This is a genomic window from Chromobacterium sp. IIBBL 290-4 (assembly GCF_024207115.1).
Taxonomy (GTDB): Bacteria; Pseudomonadota; Gammaproteobacteria; order Burkholderiales; family Chromobacteriaceae; genus Chromobacterium.
Genome location: NZ_CP100128.1, coordinates 743,789 through 768,082, shown reverse-complemented (window position 1 = coordinate 768,082; position 24,294 = coordinate 743,789). Strand labels below are relative to the sequence as shown.

The following is a 24,294-nucleotide window of genomic DNA, read 5'->3' as shown; positions in this document are numbered from 1 at the left end:
ACCAAGTGATTGGGCCCGATGCTACAGGACCAGGCAAAGCCTGGCTCAGGTTGCGAACATAGTGATTGGGTACGATTGGCTTTGTTGCACAAATCCTTCCCCGCAGCAGCTTGGTAAGATGGCGGCATGACCAAGCCCGCTCCAAAACGCTACCGAACGACCAACTGTAATGCCTACAACCAAGCCCTGATCCAAAGCGGCTCTCTGTCCGTCTGGTTGGACACGAACATGTAATGGTGGGCGGCTCCTCGGGGCAAGCGCGGACGGACGCAGACCTATAGCGATGCCGCCATTCAGTTCTGTCTGACCATCAAGAACTGTTTGGACTGGCATTGCGGCAGTCCATCGGTTTTATCCAAAGTGTGCTCAAGCTGGCGGATCTGGACTGGCGCATCCTGGAATACAGCACGTTGTCCAGGCGGCAGCAGACGCTACAGTCAAAATTCCCTACCAGAAATGTTCTTGCACGCTGCATCTGCTGGTGGATAACAGAGGCATCAAGATGTTGGGCGAAGGCGAGTGGGCTGCGTGCGAATATTTAGATTCGTTCAGCGATAACCAAGAAGCATGGCGCGGAATATCGCCGGCAATGGCGCAAAGTGCATCTGGACATTTATGCAGAAACCCTGCAGATCCACGCCATCTAGGTGACCGACAACCGCCAGGGCGATGCGTAAATGTTGCCTTCGCTATTGACGCAAATCCCGGCGGCTGATCAGCCGATAGCCTGCGTGAGCCGGAACGGGGTTTTCGATACCAAGGCGTGCCACGAGGCGATTGCCGCGCGAGGTGCATCGGGGGACATCCCGACACGCAAGGATGCGAGATCATGGAAAGGAAGTTCGCTGGGCGTGCTGGCGCGAAACGAGATACTCCGTGCCACCCAACCGCTAGGAAGGACGATCTGGAAACGCTGGAGCGGCTACCATCGCCGCCGCTTGGTGGAAACCAAGATGCATTGCTTCAAACAGTTGGGGGAAAGGGTGACGGCCCGGCGCTTCGAGGGTCAAGTGGAAGAGCTGCAAATGCGTGCTGCCATCTTGAACCACTTCAGCATGCTGGGCCGTCCTTGTACGATGGCTGTGGCGTAAATCTGTCTGGAGAAAGGGGAGCGTCGCCCTGTTCTGGGTTTGTGCAACAGAGTCATGGATCCGCTGATTGTTATGGCCCAGTGACTGCAACTGTCGCGCCCAGTGTTGGGCTCAAGTCGTGCAATTTTGCACAAGTTGGGGTCAGCTTACTCGTTGATCATCCCCTTTTTTGCTATGGTCTCCTGAATCCAGCCCTCAGCCAGCTCTCCTCGCCACTTGAGTTAAGGGCCGAGCCCAGAAGCCCATATGCCGCCAACGCCCCTCATCACAGTACAAACGGTTTCGCAAGCGCAAGTAGTTGGAAAAACGGGCGAAGACGCCAGTTTGGTAATTCTGCAAGGCTTGCGGATTTCCCGCCAAGGCCTTGGCCACCGCGCGCCCGGCAGCCTCTCCATCATGCAAGGCCTTTAAAATCCCATGCGCCGTCAGTGGATCATAGCTGCAGGCCGCATCTCCCACGGCCAACCAGTCCTGGCCTGCCACATTGCTCAGAATGGCGCTGGGCGCGGCCGTGATCCTCACGGTACCAGGCATTGGGATGGGGTGTGCGTCCCGTATCACCGGCCATAAGTGACGGGTATTTTGCAATGCTGCCATCCAGGCCGCGGCGCCTTGCGGCTTGCCCCGCTTGCGATCCGTGGCATAGGCCACAACTATTCTGTCCCCTGGCACGCCGGCCGCGTACCACCAGCCATTCTCCACCGCTTCCAGCCAGGAGCGTGCGGGAAAGGCCATGGCATCGACGCAATTCAAGTAGGCATAAGACACATTCAGGCAGTCGATTTCGTTGCGCATCACGCCAAGCTGCCTGGCCGCGACAGCCGCCACGCCGCTGGCATCCAGCACAAAGTCCGCTTGCCGCCGCAGCGGCTGCCCCGCCTGTTCCAAGTCAAGCAGCCAGCCGCCTTTCCCACGTCTCGTCAAGCCGCGCAAACGGCAGCCTTGCTCTAGGCGGGCGCCGCGCTGTTGTGCCGCCGCCAACATGCTTGCGTCGAAAATCCGCCGATCCAAATGCCAGCCGCAACGGTGCGGATCCATGAGAAAATCATTAAAGCCCCAGCCGTTTCTCCCCCAGCACGCCGCGCTGCCAACGCTGGGCAAGTGCCCCTGGGACAGAAAGTCATCCCATAGCCTCAGGCTTTGCAAAATCGGCACGCACGATGGGGGAAGGCACTCGCCTATGCGGTCCGCCTCGCCGGACGAGGCGCTGTCCAGCATCAGTACCTCGTCCACCCCGCAAGCCAATAAGCCGAGAGCGGCGGCGCATCCTGCCGCTCCGGCACCGATAATAGCGACACGGATAGATTCGGTTTGCTCGGCTGCGCCTGCCTGCCGGTTCTGACCACGCGTCGTCAAGCCTTTTCCTCCGGCGGAACGGAAGCCGTAGGGAAGGGCTGTACCGGGGGGCCCGCCTCCGGATCCATCTGACTGGACACCTCCAGAAACAGGCGAGGGCCATAGTTTGCTTTTTCGGCTGCGGGGATTTGCAGGCCCTGGATGACAAAGCCTGTCTTGTTCCATTGCTGCATATAGTCGGCATAGCTCTGGAAACGGCCAGCCGTCGCGGGATATTCGGTTTCGGTTCCCGCCCCGCGGATGGAAAAAACTTGGTTGCCCAAGATCCAGGTGCCGGTTTCCGGATCGTAGTCGCAGCTGGACTTGGGAAAAACCTGCACCGGGCGCTGCGCAGGCCAGGACCAGAACAGCACGTTATTGGGATAGGGCGTGCCGTTGCCATCCACATTGATGGGATTGGGATTCGGCAGATGCACGGCGCAGGAGTTGTAATCGGTATGCCAAGGCACCGACATGAATTTGGAAACATCGCCCGGTTCTACCGTGCCTTTATCTACCGGTACTTTTTGCAGAGGCACATAGCCGCAGCGCAGAACGGGTTGGCTGCTATCAATATTGGCGTAATTTATCCGGGCCTGATTGATGCGGAATGGCCCGCACCCGCGCTCTCGCCAGTTCCGGATGTAGAGATTGGGATCCCTCACGGGAAAGGAGACTTCTATCCCTGGGCTGTAGCGGCCGCCAAGACAGTTGGCCAGCGCGGCATAATCCAATTTCTCTCCTTCGCCCAAGGACATTGTCTCCTCGGTCGAGCATTGCTGCTGGTGCCAGCGCTGCAAAAAGAAATATTGGGTGCGCGTCACGGTCAGGAAGCTCTTGCGGGCATCGCCCAGGGACAGGGGCATCAGTGGCCGCCCGGTTTGCAGCTCTTGAGCAGTGCCTTCCGGATTGCGTATCAGTTTTTCCAGATCCGGGATGATCGCGCGGGGATCTGTCGTCGGTTGGATGGCGCCGATGCTGTCATGGGCATTCACCACATGATTCGGCAGATTGGTGCCCCAGCGCTGCAACATCGCGGCTTGGAAAATCGGCTGCACCTGATGACGGAAGCTGGGTTGATATTCGGCATGGTCGTATGCCTGGTCCCGGTAGAGGCACGGCATCAGATCCAACTCCCTGACCCACATGTCGAAAATATCATCCCAGGCCGAAACCACATTGCGGATTTGCGGCGCGTAGCCGGGATCGCCGGTTACCACCCATGCGCCATGCGCCTCTTGGCTGCCATCCTCAAAGATCACTATCGCGTTGACCGGGCCGTCCGAGGCATCATCGAACCACAAGCCGTTTTCCGTGGAGTATTTCAGGGGAGGGGGCATACCGGTCGCCGACAGCTTCACTCCCGCCGTGTGGCCAAAGCCCCCGGTCACCAGCAGCCGACCTTGCGCATCGACCCTTAGCTCGCCCAAGGAGTCGATGGCCCCCAACGGTTGCTCCAGATAGGGGTGAGCGTCCTGGGGGAAGCTTTGCGGGTAATCCAGATACTGGATGCCGCCTTGGCTATCGGCAAAGCAGGCTCGCTCATGTTTGGAAAAAGCTTTTGCCTTGCCTTGATTTTGAAGTGCGCTAATGCTGCGCGGGCCAGGATCGATCACCAGATCGGCACAGCGTTTGATGTTGTTCATGATTTCACGCCAATACGGCGAACCATTGGTCGTGGGCAGCACGGGGAAGTTGGGCGGAAGGTTGGGATAATAACCGTTGCGCAAGGGCACCGTGGCGGGGTCCAGATACCCGTCCAGGCCATCATCGCCGATCGCGAAGTTGTTGAGCTTTTTGTTGGCCACATGCACGGTCCAAACGATATCTTTGACCACCCGGTTTCCTAGCCGGGCGCCCAGCACCACCTCTATCGGCTTGATCTGTGGCCCCATCGGGTACTGGTTCAGGCTCTGGCTGTCGGCCGGATAGGCGAAGATGCGGAAACGAGCCGCCTGCCGTTTGACCAGCCCTTTCGCGTCGCGGAAATCGCTTTCGTCGATAGGCGTATTTTCTGTCCCTGCCTTGATAGGCAAGCCGCCCAGTAAATCGCTGTCCGGCAGGCTTTCGCCGGCCGGCGTTTCCGGCGCGATGTAGAACTCATCGCTGCTCCCAATGCGGGCGATATTGATGGCGGGGTGCACCCGCAGAATGTAATCGCTCATCGAGTCTTCCTCCTTAGTTCGGCTTCTTCGACGATTGCAGGTCGAAATACAGATTGTTCATGATGTGGCTGATGTTGATGTTCTTGCCCGGCAAGCTTTGTTGTCCCGGGCTGCCATAACGCGGCATGGTCTGGTGGCAGGCAAAGCAGTTGTTCAAGCTGCTCTGGGACTGGGTGAAAGTTTCGATCGCGGCGTTGGACAGCCGCGTGGAGCCGGCTAGCAATACGTCGCATTGGTTGGCGCCGGGCTGAAAGTCACAGTTCGCTTGCAGCGACTTGCCATTCTGAGTATCAAACCAGATGGCGCCGACTTCGAAATAGTGGTTCCAAGGCGCCTCTAGCTTCTCGCTCGCCGCGGCATTCAGTGTTTTGATATTGGCGGCATTGACAGCTTGCTTGTCCGGGCCGCTGCCATAGGGATACATCCGGCATGCTTGGGTGACCGGGCTAAAGGTCTGGCTTGCCTCATCCAGCTTTAACTTGCCGCTGGACGCCAGATTCAGATTGCATTCCGTTAGCGGCGTGTTCTTTTTGTAAAAAGTCCAGTCCCGGTCGGAAACGGGGGTTTGGGGGCTTGGTATCGCGCCCGCGTCGACATCCGGTGCGTTGTCGACATGCTCGAAAGAAGCCCAAATCATTTCTTCGTGATGCTGGGTGACACCTACGACATGCAGGCCCACCAAGGCCAACACCACGGCTTCGCTACGGCTGCGATCTATCGCAAACCCCCGCCCTCGCTTCTTCAGCGGATGTACCAGCGCCGTGCGTGTGTAAAACTTGCCGGATGCCTGATTAAGCTTCTGTTCCTCGCTAGACAGCACTTTCCACGCCGCTTTCAAAGTCAGCGTTCCGACTGGATAATTTTTGTCCGGACTGAAATTGCGTATGCTTTCCGCGTTGTTCAGGCCCTGCTCCTTGACGAATTGAGCAAAGACATCGTTCAGATACATCGAGTAATAAACCAAGCGGCCATTCTGGTCGATCAGCATGCCATCCGGTCCAGCCTGCAAGTACTCATCGAGCGGCCGGTCATCTTTCAAATTCAGAGCGGGCAGGAAACTATCTGCGGTTGACTCATGCCGCAGGATGCTGGGATTGGGAAAGGTCAGGAAACGAGGCAGGCTCTGGCCTTGGTGGGCGGTATCCGGCACTGGCTGAGTCAGCCACAAGAACATTTGCCAGGACCATTGATGGAAAGCGCAATTGCCAGGGTCGGCGGCAAACTGAGCGGAGTCCGGCTCTTGCGTTTGCGCGTGGGGAAACCACGCCTGTTGCGGCAGACAGGCGCTCGCGTTTTTTCCGGTGGATGCCGCCGCTTTCTGCACGGGAGAATAAGCCTGCTCGGCGCCAATCACACCGCTTAACAGAACGGTGCCGCCAAGCGCCAAGCCCAACCACGCTTTGGTGAGCGAAGAACGGTTCATCATTTGATGTCTCCATGAATGCCTAGACTATTATTGCGGCAGCCTGTCAGTCGCCACGATGAGAAAACCATTGATGTTTCGATTGAATTGATGTCAGTGATAAATAGCTTGAACGGGTTTGGTTAAGTTCTTGGTTTGGAAAATGCCCTTGAAATTTTCCGCTTGTTTCACAGTTGAGCACCAGCCCCTTCCCTTGAGTTAGAGCTTGGGTCGGGGCTGTGCTGAACTTTGCTGGCTTTATTGTTATGAGGATAGAACCTTCCAATCGTCGGAAGAAATAAATGGGTCGTTTGAAATTGCGAGCTTTTTATATGAATTGGCCAGTCGGATTTTATTGAAGTTGCTAAAAAAGCCAGTAAGTATAAAATTGACGGCAGTGTCGCTGCCAGGGTATATGCCTTCGTTGTCGCCGAAGTAATGGTCTTTATTCAGTTCTAATGAATAATACTTGCCCGAAAAAAATGCATTAAATTTTATTTTATCAAAATCCTGAGATAAGCCTGCTGTGTAGTTTTCAACTAAAGTGCTGCCTGGGTTTATAAGGGTGTTGTTGAAAATCTGTTGGGGGTTCCCATTCTTGGGGGTTATTACCACCGTTATGGATAAAGAGACTCCGGTGGTGTTGGTAATGTTTATTTGCGACATAAGTGCTTCTCCTGTTGGGTTGAATTAATTTCCAATCACATGTCATGGGTAGCATAGTGGGTCGGCAAGGTGAAGTTTTTGCGTAAAGGAAGAAAATGTTTGTTGTAGGGAATATTATTTGTCTGTGAATGGATGGTGGCTATATGCATGAGCTAATTGAGAACTACATGGCCTGGAATTTTTCCCCGGAATAATTTGTGTACTGCCCGTCGGCATCCCCATCTTTTGATGGCGCACCGCTTTCTTGCACAAATCAGCCTGCACCGCAGTTTGGTAAGATTGCGCAATGGCAAAAGCTGCTCCGAAAGCTACTGCCTTTCAACGGGTAAGCCTACGAGCAAGTCCGGATCCCGCGCGGCTCGCTGTCCTTCTTCCTAGATACCGCAGGCTTTGCACTGTGCCCAAGCGCTGTCGCAACGGCTGCTTGCACGCGTATTTGATGCTCAGACAAAACTGCATGGCTGCTGCGGCGCGCGAAACGCCTCGATTCGGCGCAAAATGCATCTCGGCACGACCGCTCAGCAAACGTCAACAGCCCCTAGCCAGACCCGCGCGATCCGCGTGAGGTAAGCGCGGTCGTGCTCATGCCAATTGGCGCTTGTGTAGCGCTGCTTGCATTTCTGGTCCCGAGGCGTTGCGGGTGTGCTGTGCTTAGCCTGAGCCTGTCTCAGAAAGAGATGGTTGACGCAGCAAAGCCTGAAAAACATGCCATTCGATTTTTTTGTGCGATAATGCGAAGCATGAACCCATCTGCATCTTCATCTCTTGATGGCGTGCTGCGCGGCTTACGAGTCTTGATCGTCGACGACAATGCCCAAGACCGCATGTTGCTGATGGACTTTCTATCCCGGCATGGTTGTCGTCTCTATCTTGCCGAGGATGGCCGGGACGGCTATCACAAGGCGCAAGCGGTGCGGCCGGATGTGATCCTGATGGACATCTCCATGCCGCAATGTGATGGTTTGACCGCTTGCCGGCTGCTGAAAGCCAACCCGCAGACCGCCGCCATCCCGCTGCTGTTTCTCACCGCATCCGCGCTGCCCAAGGAGCGGGTGGAGGGCTTGGCTGCCGGCGCGGTGGACTACATCACCAAGCCTTTTGATTTCGAGGAAGTCCGCATCCGGTTGTGCATCCATCTGCGCATGAGCCAACCACCCGGACCACCATTGACCGAAGCCGCAGAGAAAAGCGAAGAACCCAAGGCTGGCGGCTTGGACGGGGTGCTGTACCGTTCTGCTCGCAAGCTGCTGTTGGCAGCGCTGGACGCTACGCCGGACTTGGCCGGGTTAGCTCAGACGGTGGGCACCAATACCCGGCGCCTAAACCAGGCCTTTCGCCGCTGCGCGGGCATGACGGTGTTCGATTTCCTGCGCGAGGCCAGAATGAAGGAGGCGCGGCGTCTGTTGGTGGAGTCCGATCTGCCGGTGCAAGCAATCGCGCAGGCCACCGGCTATGGCAACCAGTCGAATTTTTCCACCGCTTTCAAAGACCGGTTTGGCTGCCCGCCTACCAGCCTGCGCCGCGGCGGGGATGTCGGCGCATGAGTTGGCGCGGCTGGCTGCTCTGGCTGCTGTTGATCTGCTGCGGCCAGGCCAGGGCGGCACAGCCTGTCGACTTGGCCGTTGCGCCCGAACATGTCCCGCTGTATGGTCAGCTCGACATCATGCGCGAGCCAGGAAAGAGCCTGACGCTGCAACAGGCGCTAGCGAATCCAGACTGGCAGACCGCCACGCTCAAACGGCTGACTGCCGGCTTTTCCGCCGATACTTACTGGCTGCAAGGCCGGCTTTACAATAGCGGCAGCCAGCCGGCGACTCGCTGGTTGTCCGTCGGCTCCTGCCGCTTGGAGGACATCCGCTTTTACCGGCTGGGGCTGAGCGCGGTGTGGCCGATGGAAACCCTTCAAGCCGGACTCGGCATGCCGCTGGCCTTGCATCCCGTTCCGGCCTTGCTGTCGATTTTCCCTATTACTTTGGCTCCCGGCGAGAGCATTCGTTTTGTGCTGCGCGTCCGCAGCCGCTCAATCATCAGCATCTCGCCGGAGTTATGGACACCAACCGCTCACCGCGCCAATCAGGATGTGCAGCTGGCCATGGAAATGCTGCTGGTAGGCTCCATGCTCACGATCGGCCTCTACACGCTGGCAATGGGGATCGCGCGGCGGGACCGGATCTCCCTGTTGCTGGCAGGCATGGCGTTCAGCGATCTTGTCTACGATCTTTCTTTCCAGGGCTACCACTATTACTACCTGATGCAAAGCGGCGGGGACGCCGCGCTGCGCATTACCGGCGTGTTGCCTGGTGTCACGGTGATGCTGTTCCTCGCGCTGATGATGAACTTTATCGAAGCAGGCGGTATTGCGTTTTGGCGCTGGCTATATCGAGCATCCCTGTTGGGCGTGGCAGTTTGCACCGCGGGAATGGCCTTTGCAGACTATGGTCTGTTTGCTTACGGTTTGACCTGGGTGCTGATGCCCTGTCTGATTCTGATTTTCGGCAGCTGTCTGCATCGCTGGCGGCAAGGTTCACGCGAAGCCAGGCTGTTTTTTCTGGCCTTTTGCCTGTATAGCAGCCGTGGTGTCTTGAAGATGGCGGTCGGTTTGGGATTGCTTTCCGAATCCCTGGTCGGTGGCGCGGAAATCGTATGGGGTAATCTGTCCATCATCTTGTTGCTGCTGGTCGTCAACGTCCGACGCCAACGACAATTGAGGCTGGAAAAGCAACTGGCTCAAGACGCTTTGCAGGATGCCCGCTTGCAGGAGCATGAACGGCTGCAAAATGCTGTGGAAGAGCGCACGCGGGAATTACAGGGCGCCTTGATCGTGGCCGACGAGGCCAACCGCGCCAAATCGGACTTCCTGGCCCGGGTCAGCCATGATCTACGCACGCCGTTGACGTCCATCATCGGCTATGCCGATCTGATCCAGGCCGGCGGCCACAGCGAGGCCGAGCGCGGCGGCATCATCCGCCGCAGCGCCACCCACATGCTGCAAATGATCAACGACCTGATCGACTACGCAGCGGGTGGCTCACCCAATGCGGTGCGCAAGGAGCCGGTTTACATCCATGCGCTGCTTAAGGCGATTGCACAGGAGAACGAGAATCTCACGATGCAAAGCGGCAACTGTTTCCAGTTGGAGGTGAGCGAGGCGCTGCCCGCTGTATTGGAGCTGGATGGAAAGCGCCTGCGTCAGCTATTGGGCAATTTGCTGGATAACGCCAATAAATTCACCCAGTCCGGTCTGATTGTCCTCTCGGTCGATTACTGCTTGGATTCGAATAAAGCTGGAAAGCTGTCGTTTACGGTGCGCGATTCGGGCTGCGGTATTGCCGCGGAAGACCAGCAGCGCATTTTTGAGCCTTTTCAGCGCCTAAGCCAGACTCGTTCGCAACCCGGCATCGGTCTTGGTCTGTCCATCGTCAAGCAATGGGTGGAGCTTATGGACGGTGCGTTGAGCATGGACAGTGTGCCGGGCGTCGGCACCTCCATCCATATCACGCTGTTTGCGCGGGCTTTGCCCGAAGAGAACATGAGCAGCTATTACCAACCGGACGCGCTGGGCGTACTGCCGCAGATAGACGGAGTGGGCAAAACGATCTGGCTTGCAGAAGACACGCCCGAGATCCGCGGGCTGCTGTCCGACGAGCTGCTTGGCCAAAATTTTGCTGTGGAAGCCTGGGGAAACGGACTGGAGCTGATCGGGAAAATGCAGGAGCGAGTCCCCGCGCCCGACTTGATACTGACCGACCATATGATGCCCGGCGCAAGCGGGCTGGAGGTCTTGGCCGCTGCCCGCCGCCTGCTGCCCGGTGTGCCGGTGGTGGCGATTTCCGCCCTGCCGCAAGCGATTGGACCGCAGGGTTTCGATGCCGGCCTGCTCAAGCCGATCAATCTGGCCGAGCTGCGCCATACCCTGGTCAGATTGCTGAAATTGGTGGGGCAGTCGTCTGTTGATGTGCCATCCATACCTGGTAATGCTCATAAGCCGGATGCAAGGCAGTTGGAGGAGGCGCGCGGGCTGATCCGTTTGGGCGCGATGACCGATTTGTTGGACTGGGCTGAATGTATTGTTCAGGGAGATGCGCGTTACGAGGATTTCGTCGAGCAGGTGCGACAGTTAGTTAGGCGGGGGGAGTTGGCCGCCTTGCATATGCTTTGTGAAGAATAGCGGCAACCCGATCAACGCATAGCACTGCTTTTGTGCCTTTGGCCAGCTTATGGTTCCCAAGGGTGGCCAAGATATGGTTCCGGTCACATCGTTGTTGTGCCGTTAAGCATAAAGTGGCCAGGTGGCCAAGATATGCTTTATTTCCCGTTTGGACACATTATGGTTTACGGGAAACGGCGTAGTACAATAATCGATTTTTCCTTGCAAACCAGTGCATTATCTACTTGGCGGCAAAGATTCCAGACATGAAAAACGGGACCTGAAGGTCCCGTTTTGGTTTTCTGGCTGCGCGCGCGGTCAGCCGTAGCGGCTTGAGATGACCAGATTGATGTGGTGGAAGATGCCGTTGACGGATTGCGCTTCCGTGTCCAGCCGCGCCCAGATGTCGCGCGCGCTGATTCCTTCATATCCCGCCTCCAGTCGCTCGTCGAGCAACATCTCAATCTTGGCCCGTAGTTCGTCAACGTGTTGTTGTTTGGAGGCCGCGCGGTAGCGGCGATGGCGGTCTGCAATCGCACGGGCCTCGGCATTCGCCCGCAGGTACAGGTGTTTGCGGCCGATTCCCACACGTTTACCCGCTTCGTTGATGGAAAGGGGCGTGGGAAGCTCAAGCATCAAACGCAAACTGGCGCGGATTTCTTCCCAATCCAGCTCGCGCGACTGGATGCCAGCACGAGGCGATTCGGACAGCGCAATGTTCAGTTGCAAGGGCTGATGCGGCATTGCCCAGTTCTGGACCTCGCCGGCGAACAGTTTGTCCAAGCCGATGCCGCCATCAGGGGGAGCCCATTCGTGTCAATTTTGGCGGCACCTTGCGCTTGGACCAAGAAGCAGCCATTGCGGCGATGTTGCATCACGATGTTGGCGTATTGTGTGCGCCGACAGCATTTGGGAAAACGGTCACAGCGGCCGCGATGATAGCCCGGCGAGGAGTCAATACGCTGATATTGGTGCATCGGACCGAGTTGCTCAAGCAATGGCAGGAACGATTACAAGTTTTCTTGGGGGCTGGCAAAGGATTGGTTGGCTGCATTGGGGGCGGTAAAAACAAGCCGACCGGCAAAATCGATATTGCGGTGATGCAGTCGCTGTCCCGCAAAGGGGAAATCAGTTCACTTATCGAGAACTATGGACAGGTGATTGTTGACGAGTGCCATCACGTTGGCGCAGTTTCTTTCGATTTGCTCTTGAAGCGGGCCAGGGCGAAATATGTGCTTGGGCTGACGGCCACGCCGATAAGGCGAGATGGCCAACAACCGATAATTTTCATGCAGTGTGGCCCAATACGCTACACCGCGGAGCGACCGGCTACTGCGCCCCATCTGCTTGAAGTATATCCCCGGTCTCTGTCTCACGTTATTGACGTGCCGGGTGATGCGGGTATTCAGGATGTGTTCCGCCATTTGTCAGCAGATGGTATGCGAACGCAGATGATTGTTAATGAAGTGACTGAGGCCTTCAGGCTGGGGAGGAAAATCCTGGTATTGACCGAGCGGACGGAACATCTGGATATGCTTCAGTCAATGCTGCAGCCACTCATTGCTTCGTTGTTTGTGCTGCACGGGAGGATGTCGCGTAAACAGCGCACGGCAATGGTCGCAGAATTGAACGGCTTGCCGCCGGACTCCCCTCGTGTTCTGCTGGCCACAGGCAAGCTAGTTGGTGAAGGCTTTGACCATCCTCCGCTCGATACATTGGTATTGGCCATGCCCGTTTCTTGGAAGGGAACACTACAGCAATATGCTGGGCGGCTTCACCGGGAGCATGCTGAAAAGACGGACGTACGCATTATTGATTTTATCGATATAGGGCACCCAGCCCTCGTGCGGATGTGGGAAAAGCGGCAAGTCGGATACCGAGCGATGGGGTAGTGGCATGACCAAACCCGCTCCGAAACGTTACCGCACCACCAACTGGAAAGCCTACAACCAAGCCCTGATCCAACGCGGCTCCCTGTCCGTCTGGCTGGACACAAGCATGTCATGGCGGGCAACTCCTCAGGGCAAGCGCGGACGGACGCAGACCTATAGCGATGCCGCTATTCAATTCTGCCTGACCATTAAGAACCTGTTTGGACTGGCGTTGCGGCAGACCATCGGCTTAATCCAAAGCCTGATCAAGTTGGCGGGCCTGGACTGGGGCGTCCCAGATTACAGCACGCTATCCAGGCGGCAGCAGACACTACAGGTCAAGATTCCCTACCAGAAAAGCTCTGGCGCGCTGCATCTGCTGGTGGATAGCACAGGCATCAAGATGCTGGGCGAAGGTGAATGGAAAACCAAGAAACATGGCGCGGAATATCGCCGGCAATGGCGCAAGGTGCATCTGGGCATCGATGCGGAAACCTTGCAAATCCGCGCGATCGAGGTAACCGACAACCGCCAGAGCGATGCACAAATGTTGCCTTCGCTATTGACCCAAATTCCGGCCGACGAGCCGATAGCCTGTGTGAGCGGAGATGGCCCGGCGTTTCGATGGTCAAGTGGCAGAGCTTCAAGTGCGTGCTGCCATCTTGAACCGCTTCAGCATGCTGGGCCGACCGTGCACGGTGCCGGTGGCGTAAATCCGTTTGGGGAAAGGGGAAACTCACCCTGTTCTGGATTTGTGCAACAGCGCCGGTTCCGGTCACATCTTTGACCGACAGGTGGCGGCTATGGGCTAAATCCGGGGCCCCTCATTCTTGTGCGGGGTTATGTAACAAAGCCTCTGAGCATTCTAATAACACCACCTAGGCAGGTGATCAGGAAAAAGTGGCCTCATATACTGGGTGGTAGTATTATGTGGCGGCTTGCGAATGGCAGAGCCACGCAACGATGTCCTCCCTCCCAGATGCCTTCTTAGACGGTTGTCAGGCCGGTGATCGTCCTGATCGAACAGGTGATGCATGCTGAATGTTTTAACCAATCGGACGTACCGGCATTTGTTCCTGGCCCAGGTGGTGGCTTTGGTCGGCACCGGTCTGGCAACGGTGGCGCTGGGCCTGCTGGCCTATGAGCTGGCAGGTGGCAAGGCCGGCGAGGTGCTTGGCACCGCACTGGCGATCAAAATGATCGCCTACATTGGCGTGGCGCCGATCGCCACCGCATTCGCCAGTCGCTGGCCGCGGCGGAGCATGCTGGTGGCGCTGGACCTGGTGCGGGCCGCCGTGGCGCTGGCGCTACCATTCGTCACGCAAGTGTGGCAGGTCTATGCGCTGATCTTTGTTCTGCAGTCGGCATCGGCCGCGTTCACGCCGACTTTCCAGGCGACCATTCCCGATGTGCTGCCAGACGAAGAGGACTACACCCGGGCACTGTCGTTGTCCCGCCTCGCCTACGATCTGGAAAGCGTAGCCAGCCCGATGCTGGCGGCGGCTCTGCTATCGGTGATCAGCTACCACAGCCTGTTCGCCGGCACCGTGGTGGGGTTTCTCGGTTCGGCGGCCTTGGTGGTCTCCGTGACCTTGCCCAAAGCGGCACCGGCGATCCGCCGCGGTATCTATGACCGCACCACGCGTGGGATTCGCATCTACCTGGCGACACCTCGGTTGCGGGGCTTGTTGGCGCTGAACCTGGCTGTGGCCGCAGCTAGCGCGATGGTCATCGTCAACACAGTGGTGCTGGTCCAGGCCCACTTTGGTCTGACGCAACATGCCACGGCCTGGGCATTAGCCGCTTTTGGCGCCGGCTCGATGACGGCAGCGCTGGCGCTGCCTCGGTTGTTGCAGGGTATTCCGGATCGAAGCGCAATGCTGGCCGGTGCCGCGATACTGGTAGTCGGCCTGCTGCTAGGTGCTTGGCTGGATAGTTACACCTTGCTGCTGCCGCTGTGGTTCGTTCTGGGGCTGGGATACTGCCTGGTGCAAACACCGTCTGGCCGACTGCTGCGTCGTTCGGCGCATGCAGAGGATAGGCCGGCGCTATTTGCCGCCCAGTTCGCGCTTTCACACACTTGCTGGCTGATCACCTACCCATTGGCCGGTTGGTTGGGTGCCAAGGCGGGTTTGCTGGCAACCTTCATCATCTTGGGTGGGCTGGCCGGCGTGGCGGCGTTGATCAGCATGAGGATCTGGGCCTATCACGATCCGGATCAGTTGGCGCACAGTCATGATGATTTGCCGGCCGGCCACCCGCACTTGGCTAAGCATGAAGCGGATGAGGCTCACGAGCATGTTTTTGTGATCGATGATCCCCATCTAAGTATCTAGTAAAGCGGGGGCGATTCAATTTGGAGGCTTGGGCACACCTGAAAGGGTGTGACTAATCATGTGCCGACAGCTGCGTGGATCAGAGCTGTGATCGGAACCATAATGTTGCGAAATTCGCAGGGTTATCGTTCCGACGCTACTGTGCTTTCTCTCATTGTATTCAAGCTGATTGAACAATTCTCCCCGCCAATGCCATTGGCTCAGGTTTTTCCCAGCGTGTCCTTGCAGTACCGTTCGATTTATCTGAACGAAATCTGCTTCAGCGTCACAAGATGATGTTTACCGTAACGGTCTGTTTTCAACTTACGCATGCTTGCCATTGGCATGTGTTGCTTCCTGCCAATCCCGTCATTGCATCGATGCAACTGTTGTGGTCGGACAGGAGGTCGGCCAAGGCGGTCTGTTATCCCATTTGTTCTGAACGTCTGCCCAGATTCACATACCGGCGATTTCTCTGTTGAAGGTCAGCTTTCTTCCACTTTGGAGCCGCAGGGGCGTGTTACCATCTGCGCCGTGCCGTTTTTATTGCTTTGCGGCATGCGGCGGCGCACCGCTGCCGCACCATTGCCATGATGCGGCCAATGTTGGCCGTTTTTCTGTCGTCTTCCCGCCTTGTCGCCGGTCGCGGCGTAACCTTTTTTCTGCCGCCGCACGGCGCTTCCCATGATCATTCTGAAAAACGTGGCCTTGCGCCGCGGCACCAAAGTCCTGCTCGACAACGCATCGGTGACGCTCAATCCCGGTGAGAAAGTCGGCCTGGTCGGCCGCAACGGCGCCGGCAAATCCTCGCTGTTCGCTGTGCTGAACGGCTCGCTGCACGAAGACGGCGGCGATGTGTCGATTCCGTCGCAATGGCGCATGTCGCAGGTGGCGCAGGACATGCCGGAAACGGCGCAGACGGCGACCGAGTTTGTGGTCGAAGGCGATACCACCCTGCTCGCGGCGCAGCGGGAGGTGGCCGAGGCCGAGGCCGGCGAAGACTACATGCGCATGGCGCACGCCTATACCGCGCTCAACGATGCCGGCGCCCACGACGCGCCGGCGCGGGCGCAGGCGCTGATTCTCGGCTTGGGTTTCAGCGTCGCCGAGCTGCAGCAGCCGGTGAACAGCTTTTCCGGCGGCTGGCGCATGCGGCTGCAACTGGCGCGCGCGCTGATGTGTCCGTCCGACCTGCTGCTGCTGGACGAGCCGACCAACCACCTGGATCTGGACGCGCTGGTATGGCTGGAAGCGTGGTTGAAGCAGTACGCCGGCACCATGGTGGTGATCAGCCATGACCGCGAATTCCTCGATGCGGTCACCAACGTGACGCTGCACGTCGACAATGCCAAGCTGGTGCGCTACGGCGGAAATTACAGCAAGTTCGAGGACATGCGCGCCGAACAGCTGGTCCTGCAGCAGGCGGCGCAGGCCAAGCAGCAGGAAAAGATGGCGCACCTGCAGAAGTTCATCGACCGCTTCAAGGCCAAGGCCAGCAAGGCGAAGCAGGCTCAGAGCCGTGTCAAGGCGCTGGAGCGGATGGAGAAGATCGCGCCGGTGCTGGCCGATGCCGAGTTCCAGTTCGAATTCAAAGAGCCGCAGAGCCTGCCGAACTCGATGCTGTCGATGACCGGCGCGGTGTTCGGCTATCCGGCGCCGGAGGGCGCGCCGGAAGGCACGCCGCCGACGGTGATCGTGCGCAATGTGAACCGCACCGTGCTGGCTGGGCAGCGCATCGGCATTCTCGGCGCCAACGGCCAGGGCAAGTCGACGCTGGTGAAAACCGTGGCCGAGGCGCTGCAGGCGGTCGGCGGCGAGATCATTCGCGGCAAGGGGCTCAATATCGGCTACTTCTCGCAGCAGGAGCTGGACGTGCTGCGGCCGGAGGACGATCCGCTGCAGCACATGTTTCGTCTGGCGCGCGACACCCCGGCGGCGATGCGGCCGCCGGCCAACGATTGCCGCGAGCAGGGGCTGCGCAATTTCCTCGGCACCTTCAACTTCAGCGGCGACATGGTGAAGCAGCCGGTCGGCAGCATGAGCGGCGGCGAGAAGGCGCGGCTGGTGCTGTGCATGATCGTGTGGCAGCGGCCCAATCTGCTGCTGCTGGATGAGCCTACCAACCATCTGGACCTCGCCACCCGCGAGGCGCTGAGCGTGGCGCTGAACGAGTTCGAAGGCTCGGTGATGCTGGTCAGCCACGACCGGGCGTTGCTGCGCGCGGTGTGCGACGAATTCTGGATGGTGTCGCGCGGCGGGGTCAGCGATTTCGCGGGCGATCTGGACGATTACCAGGTCTACCTGCTGGAAGAGGCCAAGCGCCGGCGAGAAGAGGCGGCCGGCAAGCGTTAAGCCGGCCCGTCTGCGCGCTGCCGCCTTGCGGCCAATCCCCCGGGACTGGACAGCTAGCTGGCCTTACGCGAGATAGTTCGTAAGCGTTGGCGCAGGGTCCGTGCATATAACGCTGAACTGCGCATCACTATCCATGCAAACCCGCCTAACGGCGGGTTTGTCGTTTCTATTGTGTGCTTATTCAAGTGAAGCCGTCGTCCAGCGCCACTGGCTATGGATGAAGGTTCGGCCAGAGTAGAGTGGTATTCCCCCGCAAAGAAACCAATGAAGCTTCCACTCCACTGCTACTGGTTGAATAGCAGTTCTGGTCAACCCTGGCTGGCGCTCATTGACCTAGCGGCGGCGTGCGCGGCGGGATCATGCGCTTGTTGCCGGTGGCTTCAAATGCGCCGGCGAAGCGCAGCAGCGTGTTGTCATCATAGGCGCGCCCCGCAAAAGTCAGCCCCACCGGCATGCCGATATCCGCCATCACCCCCATTGGTACGGTAACGGTCGGGACGCCAAGATGGCGGATGGCGAGATTGCCATTGGCTACCCAGATGCCGTTGCTCCAGGCGATGTCGGCTGAGCGCGGATTGATGTCTGCGTCAGCCGGGCCGACGTCGGCCACGGTGGGGAACAGCACCGCGTCCAGTTTTAGCTGATCCATCCAGTCTTCCAGATCCAGTTTGCGGGTCTTTTCCAGGCCACGCAGGCCATCCGGCACGCTTGCAATCTGCTCATAGGACTTGAGGCCACGCTTGGCCATGTTGACGTATTCGTCCATGCCGGCGGCCAGATCTCCTTCGCGGTTTGGCAGGGTGCCCGGATCGTGCGGGAAGATCTTCGGGCCATCCACGTCAGCCAGTTTGTTGAGCTTGGGGTCGCCGTTGGCGCGCAGGAACTCATCGAAGGCCCAGCCGGACAGCTCCCACAGCTCGTCATTGAGGAACTCAGGCGAGACGATGCCGCGATTGAATACGGTGGGCGCGCCGGGGCGGTCGCCTTCACAGTTGGAAACCAGCGGAAAATCCACTTCGATGACTTCTGCTCCGGCGGCTTCCAGCGCCTGGCGGGCGGCTTCCCACAGATCGATCACTGAAGCGCGGGTATGGATGCGCTGTCCGGTCGGGCCGCCGATGCCGGGCGTCTCGCTGGTGCCGGCCAGTTCGTCCTTGTTGATGTACATGCGCGGTATGCCAAAGCGCTTGCCTTTGAGCATGTCGGGCTGAGCCAGCAGGCCGGAATAGGAATCCGGCCGAACCGCCGAGGCTTTGGGAATCTCCACCCAGGGCTGCAGGCGCCATAGGTCGCCGCGGCTGATCGGGTCGTCTGCGACGATGACGTCGAGCACTTCGAGCAAGTCTGCCATGGTGCGGGCGTACGGCACGACCACGTCCATGGTCGGCGTCAGCGGCCAGTTGCCGCGTACCGAGATCACCCCGCGCGACGGCGTATAGGCGCACAGGCCATTGTTGGAAGCCGGGCCGCGGCCGCTCGACCAGGTTTCTTCCGCCATGCCGAAGGCGGCGAAGCTGGCGGCCGTTGCGGTGCCGGCGCCATTGGAGGAGCCGGAGGCGAACGGCGCGGTCAGGTAGTCGGCGTTGTAGGGGCTTTCGGCGCGGCCGTAGCAGCCGCGCTGCATGCCGCCATTGGCCATGGGCGGCATATTGGTCTTGCCCAGGCAGATGGCGCCGGCTGCGCGCAGGCGCGCGATGGTGAAGGCATCGTGTTGGGCAACCAGATCCTTGAACGCCGGGCTGCCGGAAGCGGCGGTCAGCCCCTTCACCAGATAGCTGTCCTTGGCGGTATAGGGGATGCCGTCCAGCGGGCTCAGCGTTTCGCCGCGGGCGCGGCGGGCATCGGATGCCTCGGCTTCCTGGATCGCATCCGGATTACGCACCACCACCGCATTGAGCCTGGTCTCCGTCGCGGGGCCATCGTAGGCCTCTATCCGCGCCAGATAGGCCTTGACCAGTTCAACCGCTGTCGAACGCCCGGATTCGAGCGCTGCGCGCAGCTCGGCAATGGATAGTTCGGTCACCTCGATCATGCTACTACCTCCACTAAGAAGACGGATTTCACTCCCATCGCGGTGGCCGTTTCCTGCATGCGCAGGCGGGTCAGCGCGTTCAGGCGCCGCGCGGAAGCCGGCGCACGCATGGGCTGTTCTGCAATAGGGCGGCTAATCTACAAGAGATAGCGTTATGCGGGAAAATGATTCATTTTGATGCACTTATTCATGCGGCGAATACCGGGGCAGCATCATGCCGTGCGCCGCCTCATCGGATTCGATGAGCTTGCGCATCAAATCGCGCAGCCAGTGCAGCGCAGGATTACTATCCTGTACTGGGTGCCAGATACAGTTAAGATGATAGCCTGGCAACTCTTCCGGCAACGCAACCATCTTCAACGGCCAGTAGCCCGCTATCATCGCCGCGACTTTCTTGGGCAGGATAAACAAATGATCGGTGTTGCTGACGATGGCGGCCGCGGCCATATAGCTTTGGCTGCGCACCGAAATCTTGCGCTGCAAGCCACGCTCGGCAAGAAAGTCATCCATAGGCGACCTCAGATTGCCCAGCGGCGCGTGGAAGACATGCGGCAAGGCAATCAGATCCGATAGTGTCAGCCTATCGCTCTGGAGAGGGTGGTCATGGCGCAAGATGCCGATCAGCGGCTCGTTCAGCCAGGTTTCCCGGCACAGATAGTTGGGGATGGACATGTATTCGTCAAAACCCAGCAGGAAGTCGATTTCACCGTCGGCCAGCGCCAGTTCCGGAATGTCTTCCCGCAGGATGGAGATGTCGATATGAACGTTAGGCGCGGCCTCCGCCAGTTTTTTCACCAGCGGCGGAATCAGCACGCACTCTACATAATCGGTGGTGCACAGGGTGAAGCGGCGCGTCGATGTGGCCGGGTCAAAGGCCTCCGGCTGGCTGAAATGGCTTTGCAGCAGGCTGAGCGCCTGATGGACGCCCTGTTGCAGATAGAGCGCTTTTTGTGTCGGCAGCATGCCATGCGGCGAGCGCACCAGCAGCGGGTCGTCGAAGAATGTCCGCAGGCGATTGAGCGAGTGGCTCATCGCCGGCTGGCTGACAAACAGTTTCTCTGCCGCGCGCGTGACGCTGCGCAGACTGACCAAGGCATCCAGCGCCAACAGCAGGTTCAGATCCAGTTGATGCAGTTTCACGCCATGCACCGTATTTATGAAAGTATTAGTATTGTTCATTTGCTGAATAGTTTGGCTCTCCCTAGACTGCGTCTGTCAATCACTTCGTCGCTCATTGCAGAGAAAATCTGCCGTTCGAGCAGGCTGATCCGCCCGGCGAATGTGCATTGCTCTAGCCTCCATATCGGGCAGATCGGGAGACGTGCCGAGTCTGTCATCCGCAAATGCACGATCTATTGAATACTTCTGATGCATTTATCAAGTCGAAGGTGATCAACATGAACAATACAACGCACAATAATAGTCTACCTGCCGCCGACGGTTTTCACATGCCGGCCGAGTGGGCTGAGCATCAGGCGGTATGGATGATCTGGCCGCAGCGCCCGGATAACTGGCGCCATGCCGGCCGCGAAGCGCAACAAACCTTCGCCGCCATCGCCAAGGCCATTGCCGCGGCCACCCCGGTCTTCATGGCGGTGCCGCCAGCCTGCATGGCCGAGGCCCGCGCGGTGATGCCATCCGAAGTGACGCTGGTGGAAATGAATAGCGATGACTGCTGGATGCGCGACAGCGGCCCGACCGTGGTCATCGACAAGACCGGCAATGTGCGCGGCGTGGACTGGCAGTTCAATGCCTGGGGCGGCTTAAATGGCGGGCTGTACCATCCTTGGGACCAGGATAGCGAAGTTGCGCGCCAGGTGTTGGCCCACCATGGTTTTGACCGCTATGTAGCCCCGCTGGTGCTGGAAGGCGGCTCTATCCATGTCGATGGCGAAGGCACGCTGCTCACCACCGCAGAATGTCTGCTCAATCCCAATCGCAATCCGGATTTGTCCCAAGCCCAGATTGAGGCCTTGCTGTCCGAATATCTGGACGTGAGCCACTTCATCTGGCTGCCGGAAGGCGTGTTCATGGATGAAACCGACGGCCACATCGACAATATGTGCTGCTTTGCCCGCCCGGGCGAGGTGGTGCTGCACTGGGTCGACGATGAGCAGGATCCGCAGTATCCGCGCTCGCAGGCCGCCTACGAAGTGCTGTCCAAAGCGCGCGACGCCAAGGGCCGCCAGCTCAAGATCCACAAGATGCTGGCCCCGGGCCCCTTGTTCTATGAGCAGGATGAAACGGCTGGCGTGGTGGCGAGCGGACAGGCAGTGCCGCGCGAGGTTGGCGAGCGCATGGCCGCTTCCTATGTCAATTTCCTGATCAGCAACGGACAGATTATCTTCCCGCTGCTGGATGAGCGCACCGATGCCGCGGCCGCCAGCCGCTTGCAGGAGATCTTCCCCGAGTACCGAATTGTCGGCGTTCCGGCGCGCGAGGTACTGCTTGGCGGCGGCAATATCCACTGCATCACCCAGCAGATTCCGGCGGGCAAGGCTGGCTGAGGCGTTATCGCGCACGGCGGGTGAATTCCCGCCGTTTTTGCCGGGCATGAGCCGAACCGCCGTTTGGCATGGCAGCGAATACGCCATGTGAAGTGGGACGGTGGATCCGCGCATGAAGGATGGATGAGTGGCGCCCTATTGAGCAGGGGGCGCCACGCTATCCGACGCAATCGCAATGGGCGTCGGTTACGCTTGCGCGATCAGGCTGCGCAGTAATTCCGCAGTCCCTGCGGGGAAATGTTCGGTGTGGGTTTCGTTGTCCAAACCGATTGAGTGATTGCTGCCTGCGGTAAAGGAGATGTTGTAGAAGGCGCACCCTCCCTCTTGTGTCGCCAGCGCGGCGAATTTGGCATAGGTGTATTCGGGGTCGCCGGATTTCGCCCATTCCAGCAGCGCCCGGATTTTTTCCACGTCAAAGGTGCTGCGTATCTTGAAACGATGCTTATCGCCGCCGGCCGCGATGAATTCCTCCATGAAAGACTCCACCTGATAGCCTCCGGATTTGTGAAAGAAAGTCTTCGTCGCTGTCCGAAAATCGACGGCGTATCCGACGAAGCCGGCGCTGGCCAAGGCTTTAAGCCCACTGGGGAAGTCGATTCTCCCAGCTTGCACATCCGCCGCCACTTGCTCGGCGACACGGGCTGCTGCCGCGGGAATGGAGATGTTGGCATTCGAGTTCATTTCAGTTGCCTCTTGGGGGGTGGTTGATGGCAAACGCTATTCGCGCAAGGCGATCTACGAGGATTGGGCAGTGGAGACGATTGTCGCCCCCAAGACAATGAGTAAGCTGCCGCTTAGGACTTTGGGCATGCTTAGGTTTTGTCATTCGCGGAAGATCACACTAGACAGCATCAAGGCGATCAATGCGTTTGAGTTCGTCAGTGGCGCGATAATGGAAACCGGGATGTTGAGCCGCGAAATGCCATAGGCCATTGTGGCGATGGCAATTGACCAGGCTGCGCCCATCGCGACGGCAAAGCCCGCCGATTTCAGCGTTCCCGCATCCTGATTCAGGAAGCTCATGCCGAATAGTCCAATCACGCAAACAGTCAGTCCGACCACGGCCAGGTAGCCCATGATGCTAGAGCCGGCGCGCATGCTCAGTTTCATCAGCACCGTCGCCGTTCCGAGCAGAACAGCCGGCAGTACACCGCCGATAAGAATCGCTTTCGAGCCCATCGCCAATCTCCTGATGTGAATTCCGCGGCCAGCTAGCACGCGTCGTGACAGACAGCCTCGATATTGTTGCCGTCGGGGTCTATGACGAACGCCGCGTAGTAGTGCTCATGGTAGTGCGGGCGCAATCCGGGGGCGCCATGGTCGCCGGCGCCTAGCTTCAGCGCCGCGGCATGAAAGCGCTCAACCGCGTCGCGCGACGGCGCTTGGAAAGCCAGATGCGTGCTGGATGGCGCGGCATCCGATGCCGATATCCACAAAGTCATTTTTTCGCCGAACGCGATGGATTCACCGTAGTCCGCCGATAAGGCGTAGCCCAGTTCAGCCAGCACCGCGGCATAGAAGGCGCGCATGCGGTCCATTTGATGGGTACGCAAGCCGATATGGTCGATCATGGTTTTCTCCTTGCTGTGGGAAGGGTGCAATCAGTGTTTCAGCGAACTGGTATTTCCGTGAGCTGCTGTTGACGGACGATGCTCTCGAGCAACTCGCGCAACTGGGCTTGCTGCGCTTCAGACAGATGCCCAAAGAAGCGTTGATCGTTTTCATCCGCAATTTGCGCGAGACGAGGCACGAGCGCCCGTCCGGCAGGCGTCAGCGCCAGTACGACAAGCCGCGCGTCGCCGTCGTCCACGCTGCGTTCGATTAATTGCTTATCTTCAAGGCGCGAGACGATTTTCGAGATGGCTCCCTTTGTCATGCCGAGCGTTTGCGTCAGCGAGCCATGAGTGGTGTTGCTCTGGTCATACAGGACGCGTAGCGCCACCCATTCCGACACCGACACGCCACTGGCTTCGACCCCGCGCTGAAATTCTTCTGAAACGCGGTTGGAGACCATCCGCATCCAGTAGCCGAGGTGAGCTTGAAGATGGCTGATTTGATTGGAGTTCATTTTTGTTTCCCTGGAAACTTTAATTGCATGGTGGTTTCCATGGAAACCTTTGTCAAGCGATGAATTTGGCTCGCGCTTCCGTCAGGTATTCGCTTATCTAAGCGTTGAATACAGCGTAGGCCGCTGGAGGCGTGCGGACGTTGTTTCCGATGCGCTGAGGCAAGCGCTTTGGGCTTGGGGCAGGGCGGGATGATGCCTTGATGCTCGGGTCGCTTGCGCGGTGGGTTCTAGAGCGAGGCAGCCGCTCAAAGGGCTTGTGCAGAGTGGTTTTGTGCCGCCAGCTCTTGGTCAGCTTATGTTTCCGGCTTTGATGAGTGGGGCGCGCAGGCTGGAGCTTGTGCGA

The 24,294-nt window shown here is 58.6% G+C and carries 18 protein-coding genes and 2 pseudogenes; 8 read left to right on the top strand and 12 right to left on the bottom strand.

Features of this window, described 5'->3' with window-relative positions; genetic code table 11:
* Positions 1-126 precede the first annotated feature (126 nt).
* Positions 127-1,091 (top strand): annotated as a pseudogene (locus NKT35_RS03495) (IS5 family transposase).
* Between the two features lie 195 nt (positions 1,092-1,286).
* Here the strand turns inward: NKT35_RS03495 and NKT35_RS03490 are convergent.
* The 4 genes from NKT35_RS03490 to NKT35_RS03475 all read right to left on the bottom strand — a co-directional run bounded on the left by NKT35_RS03490 (position 1,287) and on the right by NKT35_RS03475 (position 6,659).
* A complete protein-coding gene (locus tag NKT35_RS03490; protein ID WP_371926435.1) occupies positions 1,287-2,447 on the bottom strand; it encodes an NAD(P)/FAD-dependent oxidoreductase in 1,161 nt (386 codons plus the stop codon).
* Positions 2,444-4,591, bottom strand: coding sequence for a LodA/GoxA family CTQ-dependent oxidase (locus NKT35_RS03485; protein WP_254298891.1), 2,148 nt, complete (start codon positions 4,589-4,591; stop codon positions 2,444-2,446). The genes NKT35_RS03490 and NKT35_RS03485 overlap by 4 nt, the downstream gene beginning before the upstream one ends.
* Positions 4,592-4,604: 13 nt before the next feature.
* The gene (locus NKT35_RS03480) at positions 4,605-5,978 is read right to left on the bottom strand and encodes a hypothetical protein (protein WP_254298882.1); all 1,374 of its coding nucleotides are present in this window, start codon (positions 5,976-5,978) and stop codon (positions 4,605-4,607) included.
* Positions 5,979-6,257: 279 nt separating this feature from the next.
* On the bottom strand, positions 6,258-6,659 hold the full coding sequence (locus NKT35_RS03475; protein WP_254298881.1) for a hypothetical protein: 402 nt from the start codon (positions 6,657-6,659) through the stop codon (positions 6,258-6,260).
* Positions 6,660-7,399: 740 nt separating this feature from the next.
* On the opposite strand from NKT35_RS03475, the gene NKT35_RS03470 reads away from it, so the two are divergent.
* The gene (locus tag NKT35_RS03470; protein WP_254298878.1) at positions 7,400-8,203 is read left to right on the top strand and encodes a response regulator transcription factor; all 804 of its coding nucleotides are present in this window, start codon (positions 7,400-7,402) and stop codon (positions 8,201-8,203) included.
* Positions 8,200-10,827, top strand: coding sequence for a hybrid sensor histidine kinase/response regulator (locus tag NKT35_RS03465; protein WP_254298875.1), 2,628 nt, complete (start codon positions 8,200-8,202; stop codon positions 10,825-10,827). Before NKT35_RS03470 ends, NKT35_RS03465 begins: the two co-directional genes overlap by 4 nt.
* 297 nt (positions 10,828-11,124) lie before the next feature.
* Here the strand turns inward: NKT35_RS03465 and NKT35_RS03460 are convergent, their stop codons facing one another.
* Positions 11,125-11,589 carry a hypothetical protein gene (locus tag NKT35_RS03460; RefSeq protein ID WP_254298873.1) on the bottom strand — a complete coding sequence of 155 codons (465 nt, stop codon included), beginning with the start codon at positions 11,587-11,589 and terminating at the stop codon, positions 11,125-11,127.
* Positions 11,590-11,645: 56 nt separating this feature from the next.
* Between NKT35_RS03460 and NKT35_RS03455 the strand changes: the two genes are divergently transcribed.
* The 3 genes and pseudogenes from NKT35_RS03455 to NKT35_RS03445 all read left to right on the top strand — a co-directional run bounded on the left by NKT35_RS03455 (position 11,646) and on the right by NKT35_RS03445 (position 15,013).
* Complete coding sequence (locus NKT35_RS03455) at positions 11,646-12,698, top strand: DEAD/DEAH box helicase (protein ID WP_254298872.1); 1,053 nt, start codon at positions 11,646-11,648, stop codon at positions 12,696-12,698.
* Between the two features lie 4 nt (positions 12,699-12,702).
* Positions 12,703-13,290, top strand: a pseudogene (locus NKT35_RS03450) (IS5 family transposase); the annotation flags it as partial.
* A gap of 421 nt (positions 13,291-13,711) precedes the next feature.
* On the top strand, positions 13,712-15,013 hold the full coding sequence (locus NKT35_RS03445; RefSeq protein WP_254298870.1) for an MFS transporter: 1,302 nt from the start codon (positions 13,712-13,714) through the stop codon (positions 15,011-15,013).
* 464 nt (positions 15,014-15,477) lie between these two features.
* Here NKT35_RS03445 and NKT35_RS03440 read toward each other — a convergent pair whose 3' ends face one another.
* Positions 15,478-15,678, bottom strand: coding sequence for a hypothetical protein (locus NKT35_RS03440; RefSeq protein ID WP_254298868.1), 201 nt, complete (start codon positions 15,676-15,678; stop codon positions 15,478-15,480).
* Between NKT35_RS03440 and NKT35_RS03435 the strand changes: the two genes are divergently transcribed.
* A complete protein-coding gene (locus tag NKT35_RS03435; protein WP_254298866.1) occupies positions 15,677-17,344 on the top strand; it encodes an ABC-F family ATP-binding cassette domain-containing protein in 1,668 nt (555 codons plus the stop codon). The two genes, NKT35_RS03440 and NKT35_RS03435, sit on opposite strands and share 2 nt — an antisense overlap.
* A 325-nt stretch (positions 17,345-17,669) precedes the next feature.
* Here the strand turns inward: NKT35_RS03435 and NKT35_RS03430 are convergent, their stop codons facing one another.
* Positions 17,670-19,376: an amidase gene (locus NKT35_RS03430; protein WP_254298864.1), complete on the bottom strand. Its 1,707-nt coding sequence runs from the start codon at positions 19,374-19,376 to the stop codon at positions 17,670-17,672.
* A 183-nt stretch (positions 19,377-19,559) separates the two neighbouring features.
* On the bottom strand, positions 19,560-20,516 hold the full coding sequence (locus tag NKT35_RS03425) for a LysR family transcriptional regulator (RefSeq protein WP_254298863.1): 957 nt from the start codon (positions 20,514-20,516) through the stop codon (positions 19,560-19,562).
* Positions 20,517-20,773: 257 nt separating this feature from the next.
* On the opposite strand from NKT35_RS03425, the gene aguA reads away from it, so the two are divergent.
* Entirely contained in the window at positions 20,774-21,883 is a 1,110-nt protein-coding gene (gene aguA, locus NKT35_RS03420) for an agmatine deiminase (protein ID WP_254298861.1), read from the top strand.
* Positions 21,884-22,069: 186 nt separating this feature from the next.
* On the opposite strand, the gene NKT35_RS03415 is transcribed toward aguA, so the two are convergent.
* From NKT35_RS03415 to NKT35_RS03400, 4 genes are all read right to left on the bottom strand, one after another.
* On the bottom strand, positions 22,070-22,564 hold the full coding sequence (locus NKT35_RS03415; RefSeq protein ID WP_254298859.1) for a DUF1398 domain-containing protein: 495 nt from the start codon (positions 22,562-22,564) through the stop codon (positions 22,070-22,072).
* Positions 22,565-22,705: 141 nt separating this feature from the next.
* Complete coding sequence (locus NKT35_RS03410) at positions 22,706-23,062, bottom strand: hypothetical protein (protein WP_254298858.1); 357 nt, start codon at positions 23,060-23,062, stop codon at positions 22,706-22,708.
* 32 nt (positions 23,063-23,094) lie between these two features.
* Positions 23,095-23,454, bottom strand: a complete 360-nt coding sequence (locus NKT35_RS03405) for a VOC family protein (protein WP_254298856.1) — start codon at positions 23,452-23,454, stop codon at positions 23,095-23,097.
* Positions 23,455-23,492: 38 nt separating this feature from the next.
* The gene (locus tag NKT35_RS03400; protein WP_254298854.1) at positions 23,493-23,951 is read right to left on the bottom strand and encodes a MarR family winged helix-turn-helix transcriptional regulator; all 459 of its coding nucleotides are present in this window, start codon (positions 23,949-23,951) and stop codon (positions 23,493-23,495) included.
* Positions 23,952-24,294 lie beyond the last annotated feature (343 nt).